This is a genomic window from Bradyrhizobium sp. INPA03-11B, assembly GCF_040446015.1.
Lineage (GTDB): Bacteria > Pseudomonadota > Alphaproteobacteria > Rhizobiales > Xanthobacteraceae > Bradyrhizobium > Bradyrhizobium macuxiense_A.
Genome location: NZ_JASGSR010000179.1, coordinates 1 through 12216, shown reverse-complemented (window position 1 = coordinate 12216; position 12216 = coordinate 1). Strand labels below are relative to the sequence as shown.

Genomic DNA, 12216 nt, shown 5'->3' with positions numbered 1-12216 from the left:
GTTTCAGGCTCATCGCCAATACGCTGGCGACATGCAGCGGCGTGCGGCCGCTGCCGTCCTTGATCTGGTGCCGGCACGAGGTCCCGTCGGCCACGATCAGCGTGTCCTGATCGGCGCTGCGGACCGCCGGTAGCAGCGACAGCTCGGCCATCTCGATCGAGGCCTGATAGGTGTCCGCGCCATAGCCGAACGCGCCGGCCATGCCGCAGCAGCTCGACTCGATGGTCTTGACGTCGAGGCCCGGCACCAGGCGGAGCACCTTCTCCACCGGCTTGAACGCGCCGAAGGATTTTTGGTGGCAATGACCGTGCACGACGGCCTTGCCGGCGACGGCGCCGAGTGGCAACGCCAGTCGTCCGGCTTCGGCCTCGCGCACCAGAAACTCCTCGAACAGCAGCGCGTGGGCGCTGACGCTCTTTGCGGCGTCGTCCGAACGCAGCGACAACAGCTCGTCGCGCAGGGTCAAGAGGCAGCTCGGCTCGAGGCCGACGATCGGCACGCCGCGCGCCGCGAATGGAGAAAAGGTCGCAACCAGCCGGTCGAGCTCGGCGCGGGCTTGTTCGACCAGTCCGGCCGACAGGAAGGTTCGCCCGCAGCACGGCGGGCGCGCGCCGTCCGATGGCCTCGGCAGATGCACGCGATAGCCGCCGGCGACCAGGACCTCGATCGCAGCGTCGAGATTCTCCCGCTCGTAACCGCGGTTGAACGTGTCGGCGAACAGTACCACTTCGCGGCCGTCCGCCGGGCCCAGCACCTCGGCCTCGGGGCGGAACGTATCGCCGCGAAACGCCGGCAATGCGCGCTTGGCGCTGATCCCGGCAAGTTTCTCGAACAGCGCGCGCAGCAGCGGGCTGCGGTTGCGCCAGTTCGCGATCGGGGCGAAGCGCGAGGCGAGATCGAGGTAGCGCGGCAGATAGCCGACCAGCCGGTCGCGCAGCGACAGGCCGTGCGTCGCGGCGCGGGCGGCGAGCACCTCGATCTTCATCTTGGCCATGTCGACGCCGGTCGGGCATTCGTGGCGGCAGGCCTTGCAGGACACGCAGAGTTTCAGCGTCTCCATCATCTCGTCGGAGGCGAGCGCATCGGCACCCAATTGGCCTGAGATCGCGAGCCGCAGCGTATTGGCGCGGCCGCGGGTGACGTCCTTCTCGTTGCGCGTGGCACGATAGGACGGACACATCACGCCGCCTTCGAGCTTGCGGCAGGCGCCGTTGTTGTTGCACATCTCGACCGCGCCCTGGAAACCGCCGCCGGCGCCGGGATAGGCCGACCAGTCGAGCACGGTCTTCAATTCGCCGACGCGGTAATCCGGCGAATAACGAAACAGCGAGCGATCGTCCATCCTGGGCGGATCGACGATCTTGCCGGCGTTCAGCGTGTTGCCGGGGTCGAAGCGCTGCTTGACCTCGCGGAAATCGGTGACGATGCGCTGCCCGAACATGGTCTCGTGGAATTCCGAGCGCACCAGGCCGTCGCCATGCTCGCCGGAATGCGAGCCCTTGTATTCGCGCACCATCGCGAAGGCTTCCTCGGCAATGGCGCGCATTGCCTTGACGTCCTTCTCGAGCTTGAGATTGAGCACCGGGCGCACATGCAGGCAGCCCTCGGAGGCGTGCGCGTACATGGTGCCGCGGGTGCCGTGCCTCGCGAACACGGCATTGAGCCGTTCGGTGTAGTCGGCGAGGTGCGGCAGCGGCACCGCACAGTCCTCGACGAACGAGACCGGCTTGCCCTCCTGCTTCATCGACATCATGACGTTGAGGCCGGCGGCGCGGAAATCGGCGATGCCGGTCTGCAGCGCGGGCTCGACGACCTCGACCACGCCGCCCCATTTGCGCTGCGGCTTGTCCCAGCCGAAGCCGAGGTCGCCCATCAGCTCACCGAGCTGCCTGAGGCGGGCGAGATTGTCGGCCTGATCTTCCTCGGCGAACTCGACCACCAGGATCGCGTCGGGATCGCCGCGCACCGCAGCCGAGATGATCGGCTGGAACATCGCGATCTCCCGACCCAGCGCGATCATGGTGCGATCGACCAGCTCGACGGCAATCGGCCGCAGCTTGACCAGATGCTGGGCCGCGTCCATCGCCTCGTAGAAGCTGCCGAAATGGCAGACGCCGAGCGCCTTGTTGCGGATCACCGGCCACAGCTTCAGCTCGACCTGCGTCGTGAAGGCGAGGGTGCCCTCTGATCCGACCAGAAGATGTGCCATGTTGTTCGGCGCGTTGCGCGGCACCAGCGCGTCGAGGTTATAGCCGCCGACGCGGCGCTGCACCTTGGGGAATCTATCCGAGATCTCGAGCGCCTCGCGCTCGCCGAGATCGAGCATGTCGCGGAACAGCCTCAATCCGCTGTCGGACGCATTGACCCGCGTCAGGTCGCGCGGCACTTCGCCGAAATGCAGCAGCGTGCCATCGGCAAGCGCCGCATCCATCGACAGTGTGTTGTCGCGCATGGTGCCGTAGCGCAGCGAGCGGCCGCCGCAGGAATTGTTGCCGGCCATGCCGCCGATCGTCGCGCGCGAGGCCGTGGAGACGTCGACCGGAAACCAAAGCCCGTGCTTCCTGAGTTGCCGGTTGAGGTCGTCGAGCACGATGCCGGGCTCGACCACGCAGGTGCGGTTCTCGACGTCGAGTGAGATGATCTTGTTCAGATGCTTCGACAGGTCGACCACGATGCCGTCATTGACGGTCTGGCCGCATTGCGAGGTGCCGCCGCCGCGCGGGGTGACGATCCGCCCGGCGTCGCGGACGATCGCAAGCGTGCGCAGTGCCTCGTCGACGGTTCGCGGCACCACCACGCCGGCCGGCATGATCTGGTAGAACGAGGCGTCGGTCGCGTAGCGGCCGCGGTTGAAGGCATCAAAAAACACGTCGCCGGTCAGGTCAGACCGCAGGCGCTGTTCGAGCGATGAGGCGTTCTTCATCCCAGATCCGATGTGATCCATGACGCAACCGAGGCCGGCTCATGGATTATGCATTCTCTCAATTTGAGAATTACATTATGAATTCAAAATGAGCAAGGCGAGTGGCGGTCCGGCCGTCCTTCAATCCCCCTGAGGCGTCGTCGCAGGGGTGCTGTCCGGCCCTTCCGCGATGTGCTCGATGGCCGCCCCCCGCTTGTTGCGCAGGTGCTGAAACAGGATGTCGCTGAGTTCGCTGCCGGCGCGGCGGCGCAGCGCATCGAGGATCGCCTCGTGCTCGCGCATCGCCTCGGCCCAGCGCTGCCGCTTGCGGGCGAAATTGGCGGAATAGCGCACGCGGCGGATCCGGCCCGCGAAGTTGGCGTAGGTCGTCTTCAGCGTTTCGTTGCGCGCGGCCGCGACGATGCTCTCGTGGATCTGCTGGTTGGTCTGGAAATAGCCGTGCATGTCGCGGTGCAGATAGTGACCGTACATCTCGTAATGCAGCCGCTCGATCGCGGCGATTTCCTCGTCCGTGATGCTCTCGCATGCCAGCCGTCCAGCGAGGCTTTCCAGTCCGGCCATGACGTCGAACAATTCCTCGAGGTCGCGCTGGCTGAGCTGGCGCACCCGGGCGCCGCGATTGGGCAAGAGCTCGATCAGGCCTTCGGCGGCCAGCACCTTGAGCGCCTCGCGCAGCGGCGTCCTGGAGATCCCCAGCATCTCGCACAGTTGGCGTTCCGGAACACGGGCGCCCTCGGCAATGTTGCCTTCCACCACATAGTCGCGGAGCCGCAGCAGGATCTCGCCGTGCAGCGAGGCCTCCTGGCGGTCGCTGCCGTTGCCGGCGGCGGTTGGGGTGATCGGAACCCCGGTTTCGGGAATCGTGGATTTCATATTCTGAACAATAGTTTGCCAGGGCAGTCGCGTCGATGTCCTCAATCGAATACCAAAATTCGATTGAAAATACAAAAAATGAATGCAAAATGACGAGAGGCCGAAATCCGGCGATTGGGAGGTTCTGATGCATCAAGGGCGCCATTTTCTGCAGATTCCGGGGCCGAGCCCGGTCCCGGATCGGATTCTTCGCGCGATGGACATGCCGGTGATCGATCACCGCAGCGCGGAGTTTGCCGCGCTTGGCCGGACGGTGCTTGAGGGCAGCGCCAGGATCTTCCAGACCAAAGGCCCGGTGGTGATCTTCCCGTCGTCGGGCACCGGCGCCTGGGAAGCCGCAATCGTCAACACGCTGTCGCCCGGCGACAAGGTCCTGATGGTCGAGACCGGCCACTTCGCCACCCTGTGGCGGCAGCTGGCCGGCCGTTTCGGCATCGAGGTCGACTTCATTGCCGGTGACTGGCGCCGCGGCGCCGACCCCGCCCAGATCGAAGCAAAACTCGCTGATGACACCGCGCACAGCATCAAGGCGGTGATGGTCGTCCACAATGAAACCTCGACCGGTGCGACCAGCCGGATCGCAGAGATCCGTGCTGCCATCGACCGCACCGCGCATCCGGCGCTGCTGATGGTCGACACCATCTCCTCGCTCGGCTCGGTCGATTACCGGCACGACGAGTGGAAGGTCGACGTCAGCGTCAGCTGCTCGCAGAAGGGTTTCATGCTGCCGCCCGGCCTCGGCTTCAACGCCATCTCGGACAAGGCCCGCGCCGCGTCGCGCAGCAACAAGATGCCGCGCTCCTATTTCGATTGGGAGGAGATGCTGAAGCCGAACGCCAACGGCTTCTTCCCCTATACGCCGGCAACGAATCTGCTCTACGGGCTGCGCGAGGCCATCGCGATGCTGCTGGAGGAGGGGCTCGACAACGTGTTCGCGCGCCATCAGCGGCTCGCCGCCGCGACGCGTGCCGCCGTCAATCATTGGGGGCTCGAAGTGCTGTGCCAGGAGCCCGCCGAGTTCTCGCCGGTGCTGACCGCGGTGTTGATGCCGCCCGGCCACGATGCCGATGCGTTCCGCAAGGTCGTGCTCGACAATTTCAACATGTCGCTCGGCTCCGGCCTGTCGAAGGTCGCCGGCAAGGTGTTTCGCATCGGTCATCTCGGCGAATGCAATGAGCTGACGCTGCTTGGCGCGCTCACCGGCGTCGAGATGGGGCTGTCGGTCGCCGGTGTGCCGCATCGCGCGGGCGGCGTCGCTGTTGCGATGAAGCTGCTCGAGCAGCGTGACCAGCGCAATGCGTCGTCGCATCTGAAGGTGGTCGGCTCCTAGCGCATCGCGAATGCCAACGACTTAAGAAAAATCGCGGATCAGGGAGGGGATGTATGAGGCTTCGGTTCAAGGCCACCCACGTCGTGTTGGCCATGCTCTGCGTGATGTATTTCATCACCTATGTCGACCGGGTGAACATCGGCACCGCCGCCGGCGACATCCAGAAGGAGCTTGGCCTCTCCAACACCCAGCTCGGCCTGGTGTTCTCGGCCTTCGCCTATCCGTATCTGCTGTTCCAGGTGATCGGCGGCTGGGTCGGCGATCGCTTCGGGCCGCGCCAGACCCTGTTCTGGTGCGGCATGATCTGGGCCGCGGCGACCATCATGACCGGCTTTGTCAATGGTCTCGCTGCCCTGTTCGTCGCGCGTTTCGCGCTGGGGTTCGGCGAAGGAGCGACGTTCCCGACCGCGACGCGCGCCATGCAGTACTGGACGCCGGCGAACCGCCGCGGCTTCGCGCAGGGTTTGACGCATTCGTTTGCGCGGCTCGGCAATGCGGTGACCCCGCCGGCCGTCGCGCTCTTGATCCTTTGGCTGACCTGGCGCGGCGCATTCGTCGTGCTCGGTATCGTCAGTCTGCTGTGGGGTATCGTGTGGGTCTGGTACTTCCGCAACGAGCCGAAGGATCATGCCTCGATCACCGCGGCCGAACTCGCGACGCTGCCGCCGCGCCCGCAGGGCGAACGGCCGAAGGTGCCGTGGGGACCGCTGTTGCAGCGGATGTGGCCGGTGTCGCTGACCTATTTCTGCTACGGCTGGTGCCTGTGGCTCTACCTCAACTGGCTGCCGCTGTTCTTCAAGAACAACTACAGCCTCGATCTGAAGAACTCGGCGCTGTTCGCATCCGGCGTGTTCTTCGCCGGCGTCGTCGGCGACAGCATCGGCGGCGTCATCTCCGATCGAATCCTCGAACGAACGGGCAATGTGCGGCTGGCGCGGCTCAGCGTGACGATCGTGGGATTCGCCGGCGCGCTGCTCTCGCTGATGCCGATCCTGTTCGTGCACGACATCACCGTGGTCGCGCTGTGCCTGTCGGCCGGCTTCTTCTGCGCCGAGCTGGTGATCGGCCCGATGTGGTCGATCCCGATGGATATCGCGCCGAAATATTCCGGCACCGCCGCGGGGATCATGAATACCGGCTCGGCCTTCGCGGCCATTGTCTCGCCGCTGGTCGCCGGCTTCGTCATCGACGCCACCGGGAACTGGTACCTGCCGTTCCTGATGTCGATGGGCCTGCTGCTGCTCGGCGGTTTCTCGGCATTTCTGATGCACCCCGAGCGGCCGTTCGAGGAGGCGAGCGGACTGGCGGTGCCGGGCAAGGTGGTGGCCGCCGAATGAGCGGCTGCCGGCTCCGACGGAGCGCCGTCAGATATGCATGACGGACCCTCGCCGGGCCTAGGACAAACCCGGCGAATAGTGATATGCGAGCGGCTTACCAAGACCAAGGCAAGACCGGGAAAGACGCTCATGACCGTGCATACTGGAAGGCATTTTCTGCAGATTCCGGGACCGACCAACGTGCCGGACCGGGTCTTGCGGGCCATGGATATGCCGACCATGGACCATCGCGGTGCCGAATTCGCCGAGATCGGCTTTGCCGTGATGTCGGCGATGCAGCGTGTGTTCCGCACCAAGCAGCCCGTGATCATCTACCCCTCGTCGGGGACCGGCGCCTGGGAAGCCGCGATCGTCAACACCCTGCAGCCCGGCGACAAGGTGCTGATGTGCGAGACCGGCCAGTTCGCCGTGCTGTGGCACGGCATTGCCGACAAGTTCAAGCTCGACGTCGATTTCATTCCGGGCGACTGGCGCCACGGCGCCGACCTCGAGCAGATCGAGGCCAAGCTTGCCGCCGACAAGGCGCACAAGATCAAGGCCGTCTGCGTGGTCCATAACGAGACCTCGACCGCCTGCGTGACCTATCCGCTCAACGTCCGCAAGATCCTCGACACGCTGAAGCATCCGGCGCTGCTGATGGTCGACACCATCTCAGGCCTCGGCTCGCTTGAATACGAGCACGACGCCTGGGGCATCGACGTCTCGATCGCGGGGTCCCAGAAGGGCCTGATGCTGCCGCCCGGCCTCGGCTTCAACGCCGTGTCGGAGAAGGCGCTCGCGGTAGCCAAGGCCAATCCGGGGATGCGCTCTTATTGGGATTGGCAGGAGGTCATCAATATCAACAAGGCTGGCACCTGGCCGTACACGCCCGCGACCAACCTGCTGTTCGGCCTGCGCGAGGCCGTAAAGATGCTGGAGGAGGAGGGGCTCGAAAACGTCTTCGCCCGCCACAAGCGCCACAGCGCGGCGACGCGTGCCGCGATCAAGGTCTGGGGCCTGGAGACGCAGTGCCAGGAGCAGGGCGCGCATTCGCCGGCACTGACCGCGGTGCGGGTGCCTGATGGCCACGACGCCGACCATTTCCGCAAGGTCGTGCTGGATAATTTCGACATGTCGCTCGGCACCGGCCTCAACAAGGTCAAGGGCAAGGTGTTCCGGATCGGACACATCGGTCACTTCAATGACCTGATGCTGATGGGCACGCTGTCGGGCGTCGAGATGGGTCTTGATCTCGCCAAGGTGCCGCATCGCGGCGGCGGCGTGCTGGCGGCGATGGAGGTCCTGAAGGGACGCGACGCCTCGCAGGCGTCGAAAGTCGCTTGAGAAGGCCGTCGCCTGAAAGTCGAATCGTAACGAACAGAAAGAGCGAGACATGAACGCGCCCGTCGCACCGACCGAAGACCTGATCTACTCCGTCGCGGACGGGATCGCGCGCATCACGTTCAACCGGCCGCAGGCGCGCAACGCGCTGACCTTTGCGATGTATGAGCAGATGGCCTCGATCTGCGAGAGCATCAATCAGGATCACACCATCAAGGCGCTGATCCTGACCGGCGCCGGCGACAAGGCGTTCGCCTCGGGCACCGACATCTCCCAGTTCCGGGCGTTCAAGACCGCGCAGGACGCGCTGGATTACGAGGCGCGGATCGACCGCGTGCTGGGAACGCTCGAACAGTGCCGCGTGCCTGTGATCGCCGCGATTGCCGGCGCCTGCACCGGCGGCGGCGCCGGCATCGCCGCGTGCTGCGACATCCGCATCGGCACCGAGGCGACGCGGATCGGCTTCCCGATCGCGCGCACGCTCGGCAACTGCCTCTCGATGTCCAACATCTCGCGGCTGGTGTCGCTGATCGGTCCGGCGCGGACCAAGGACCTGATCTTCAAGGCGCGCCTGGTCGAAGCGCCGGAAGCGCTGGCGCTCGGGCTGCTGAACGAAGTCGTCCCTGATGTGGAGACCTTGCAGCGCCGCGCCGACGAGACCGCGAAGCTCGTCGCCGGCCATGCGCCGATCACGTTAGAGGTGACCAAGGAAGCGGTCCGCCGCATCCGCCGCACGCTGTCGCGCGACGAAGGCGAAGACCTGATCCTGCGCGCCTATATGAGCGAGGATTTCCGCGAAGGCATGGACGCCTTCCTCAACAAGCGTGCGCCGAACTTCAAGGGCAAGTAGGCGGCCGGCACCGGGGCTCTTACGGACGGTGCAACATATTCAGCGTCGTCCCGGCCTAGTGCGCAATTGCGCACGGGGGCCGGGACCCATAACCCCAAATGGTCATCGTTGCGCGATGCTGGAATGACGCTTCCCGCCTGCAACTCTTGCTGCGGCGTATGGGTCCCGGCCTTCGCCGGGACGACGATGGTGCATGCGGCCGGCTGTGAGACTCCGTTCGCTCACTCACCTCATTCCAAAGTCATACGCCATGCGGCAGTTCGGCGGCTTGAACTCACTCTTTTTCTCGGCACAATGACCGCACCCGCCACCTCGCAGGTTTTGCCAAGCCGAACAAATAGATAGGGAAGAAACACGTGGGACAGATTGTGAAGACCACGGCTGCCATCGCGGCCTTGCTGCTGAGCACGCCGGCGTTTGCCGGCTGGGAGCCGAGCAAGCCGGTCGAGATCGTGGTTGCGGCCGGCGCCGGTGGTGCCTCCGATCAGATGGCGCGCATGATGCAGGCGGCGATCCAGAAGAACAATCTGATGAAGCAGCCGATGGTGGTGTCGCTGAAAGGCGGCGCGTCGGGTGCGGAAGCGCTGATGTACATGAAGTCCAGCGAGGGCGATCCCAACAAGGTGCTGATCGCCTATTCGCTGATCTACATGCTGCCGCTGTCGGCCAAGATCCCGTTCAACTGGCGCGACCTGACGCCGGTTTCGGTGATCGCGCTCGACCAGTTCGTGCTGTGGGACAACACCTCGGGTCCGAAGACCGTGAAGGAATTCATCGATGCCGCCAAGGCGGCGAGCGCGCCGTTCAAGATGGGCGGCACCGGCTCCAAGCGCGAGGATCACGTGCTGACCGTGTTCATGGAGCAGAAGACCGGCGCAAAGTTCTCCTATCTGCCGTACAAGTCCGGCGGTGAGGCCGCGACCCAACTGGTCGGCGGCCACACCGAGTCCAACGTCAACAATCCCAGCGAGAACCTCGAAGTCTGGCGCGCCGGCCAGGTTCGCGCGCTCTGCGTGTTCGACAAGGAGCGCATCTCCTACAAGACCAAGGTCACCGACACGCAATCCTGGAACGACATCCCGACCTGCAAGGAGGAGGGGCTGGACGTGCAGTATCTGATGCTGCGCGCGATGTTCCTGCCGGGCAAGGTCACGCAGGAGCAGCAGGCCTTCTATGTCGACCTGTTCCAGAAGGTGACGCAGACGCCTGAGTACAAGGAATACATGGAGAAGCAGGCGCTGAAGCCGATCTTCCTCACCGGCAAGGACATGGTCGAGTTCCTCGAGGATGACGATAAGCAGAATGCCTCGCTGATGAACACGGCGGGTTTTGTCGCGAAGTAGCGGCCGCCGCTTTGTACGTCGTCATTCCGGGGCACGCGAAGCGTGAACCCGGAATCTCGAGATTCCGGGTTCGATGCTACGCATCGCCCCGGAATGACCGTCCCGATGGTTTTACTCTCAGGCCGGAATTGGCTTGCAAGCGGCAGCGGCGCGGTGATTACTGCGCCGCAGTATGGCCGAACGTCCGGCTAGCCGTGGAGCGATCATGACCAAAGCCGTTCTTGGGATCATCGGCGGATCCGGCATCTATGATCTGCCGGGCCTGGAAAATGTCCGCGAGGAAGCGATCGCGAGTCCGTGGGGCGAGCCGTCGGCGCCGCTGCGCCGTGGCGAGATCGCGGGACTACCGATCGTGTTCCTGCCGCGGCATGGCCCGGGACACGCGCTATCGCCGTCCGACATCAATTATCGCGCCAACATCGACGTGCTGAAGCGCGCGGGGGTCACCGACCTCGTCGCGCTGTCCGCCTGCGGCTCATTCAAGGAAGAGCTGCCGCCGGGCACCTTTGTGCTGGTCGACCAGTTCGTCGATCGCACCCACAAGCGCGAGAGCTCGTTCTTCGGCAAAGGCTGCGTCGCACATGTCTCGATGGCGCATCCGATTTCGCCATTGCTGGTGAAGCATCTCGCGGCTGCCGCCGAGGCCGAGAGCATCGCGTTCGCGCGCGGCGGCACCTATCTCTGCATGGAGGGGCCGCAATTCTCCTCGCTCGCGGAAAGCCTGACCTACAAGGCGCAGGGCTATTCGGTGATCGGCATGACCAACATGCCCGAAGCCAAGCTCGCCCGCGAGGCCGAGATCTGCTACGCCAGCGTGGCGATGGTCACCGATTTCGACTGCTGGCATCCGGCGCATGATGCGGTGACGGTGCAGGATATCATCCGCGTGCTGAATTCGAACGCCGAGAAGGCCAAGGCGCTGGTCGCGCGTCTGGCGCGGGATTTCCCCCGCGAGCATGAGCCGTGTCCGATCGGCTCAGACCGCGCGCTGGACACCGCGTTGATCACGGCACCCGCGGCGCGTGACCCGCAGTTGCTTGCCAAGCTCGATGCAGTTGCCGGACGGGTGTTGCGGTCGTGAAGAGGTCCTCCAGGGAGCGCGCGACGCGAAAGGCGTAGAGCATGAAGGTCGATGGTCGGCATTTTCGCAGTATCTGGCTCGAGCCCGACGGTTGGTCGGTCGGCGCGATCGATCAGCGCCGGCTGCCGCACGAATTCATCGTCTCCAAACTCACGACCGCTGATGAGGCCGGCGAGGCAATCAGCTCGATGCTGGTGCGCGGCGCGCCGCTGATCGGGGCGACCGCGGCCTATGGCATGGCGCTTGCGATGCGCGCCGATGCCTCCGACGCGGCGCTCGACCGGGCAGGCAAAATGCTGATTGCGACCCGGCCGACCGCGATCAACCTGAAGTGGGCGATCGACGAGATGCACCGCGCGCTCGCACCGGTTGCTGCATCGGACCGGGCGGAAGCGGCCTATGCTCGCGCTCGCGAGATCGCCGATGAGGATGTCGAGATCAACCGCGATATCGGCCGCCACGGGCTCGGCCTGATCGAGACGATCGCCGCGACCAAAAAGCCGGGCGAGCCGGTGAACGTGCTGACGCATTGCAATGCCGGCTGGCTTGCAACCGTCGATTGGGGAACGGCGACATCACCGATCTATCAGGCGCATGACCGCGGCATTCCGGTCCATGTCTGGGTCGACGAGACGCGGCCGCGCAATCAGGGCGCCTCGCTCACCGCCTGGGAGCTTGGTCATCACGGTGTGCCGCACACCGTGATCCCCGACAACACCGGCGGCCATCTGATGCAGCATCGCATGGTTGACCTCGCGATCGTCGGCACCGACCGCGTCGCAGCCAATGGCGACGTCTGCAACAAGATCGGGACCTATCTGAAAGCGCTGGCGGCGCACGACAATGGCGTGCCGTTCTATGTCGCGCTGCCGTCGCCGACCATCGACTTTAGTATCGATGACGGCGTCAGGCAGATCCCGATCGAGCAGCGTGCGGCCAGCGAGGTAACGCACCTTACCGGGCGTACGGCGGATGGACGGATCGAGACCGTGCGGGTGGTTCCGGACGGCTCGTCGGTCGCCAATTTCGGATTCGATGTCACACCGGCGAGGCTGGTGTCGGGATTGATCACCGAGCGCGGCGTCCTCAGTGCGGATCGTGCTGCGCTTGCGAGCGCATTTCCCGAACGTTCCAAGGTTAGCTGAAGGCTGCATTGACG

The 12216-nt window shown here is 64.9% G+C and carries 9 protein-coding genes; 7 read left to right on the top strand and 2 right to left on the bottom strand.

Features of this window, described 5'->3' with window-relative positions; all coding sequences use genetic code 11:
* The coding region (locus QMZ05_RS38175; RefSeq protein WP_353705451.1) for an FAD-linked oxidase C-terminal domain-containing protein at positions 1–2923 on the bottom strand (2923 nt) is incomplete at its 3' end.
* A gap of 120 nt (positions 2924–3043) precedes the next feature.
* Positions 3044–3796 (bottom strand): GntR family transcriptional regulator, encoded by a 753-nt coding sequence (locus tag QMZ05_RS38170; RefSeq protein WP_353705450.1) that lies wholly within the window; start codon positions 3794–3796, stop codon positions 3044–3046.
* Positions 3797–3923: 127 nt separating this feature from the next.
* On the opposite strand from QMZ05_RS38170, the gene QMZ05_RS38165 reads away from it, so the two are divergent.
* The 7 genes from QMZ05_RS38165 to mtnA all read left to right on the top strand — a co-directional run bounded on the left by QMZ05_RS38165 (position 3924) and on the right by mtnA (position 12202).
* Positions 3924–5126, top strand: coding sequence for an alanine--glyoxylate aminotransferase family protein (locus QMZ05_RS38165; protein ID WP_353705449.1), 1203 nt, complete (start codon positions 3924–3926; stop codon positions 5124–5126).
* Positions 5127–5179: 53 nt separating this feature from the next.
* The gene (locus QMZ05_RS38160) at positions 5180–6463 is read left to right on the top strand and encodes an MFS transporter (RefSeq protein WP_353705448.1); all 1284 of its coding nucleotides are present in this window, start codon (positions 5180–5182) and stop codon (positions 6461–6463) included.
* Between the two features lie 129 nt (positions 6464–6592).
* The gene (locus tag QMZ05_RS38155; protein ID WP_353705447.1) at positions 6593–7786 is read left to right on the top strand and encodes an aminotransferase class V-fold PLP-dependent enzyme; all 1194 of its coding nucleotides are present in this window, start codon (positions 6593–6595) and stop codon (positions 7784–7786) included.
* 49 nt (positions 7787–7835) lie between these two features.
* On the top strand, positions 7836–8633 hold the full coding sequence (locus tag QMZ05_RS38150; protein WP_353705446.1) for an enoyl-CoA hydratase/isomerase family protein: 798 nt from the start codon (positions 7836–7838) through the stop codon (positions 8631–8633).
* Positions 8634–8989: 356 nt separating this feature from the next.
* Entirely contained in the window at positions 8990–9976 is a 987-nt protein-coding gene (locus QMZ05_RS38145; protein WP_353705445.1) for a tripartite tricarboxylate transporter substrate-binding protein, read from the top strand.
* Between the two features lie 205 nt (positions 9977–10181).
* Entirely contained in the window at positions 10182–11057 is an 876-nt protein-coding gene (locus tag QMZ05_RS38140; RefSeq protein ID WP_353705444.1) for an S-methyl-5'-thioadenosine phosphorylase, read from the top strand.
* Positions 11058–11098: 41 nt separating this feature from the next.
* Positions 11099–12202 carry an S-methyl-5-thioribose-1-phosphate isomerase gene (gene mtnA, locus QMZ05_RS38135; protein WP_353705443.1) on the top strand — a complete coding sequence of 368 codons (1104 nt, stop codon included), beginning with the start codon at positions 11099–11101 and terminating at the stop codon, positions 12200–12202.
* Positions 12203–12216 lie beyond the last annotated feature (14 nt).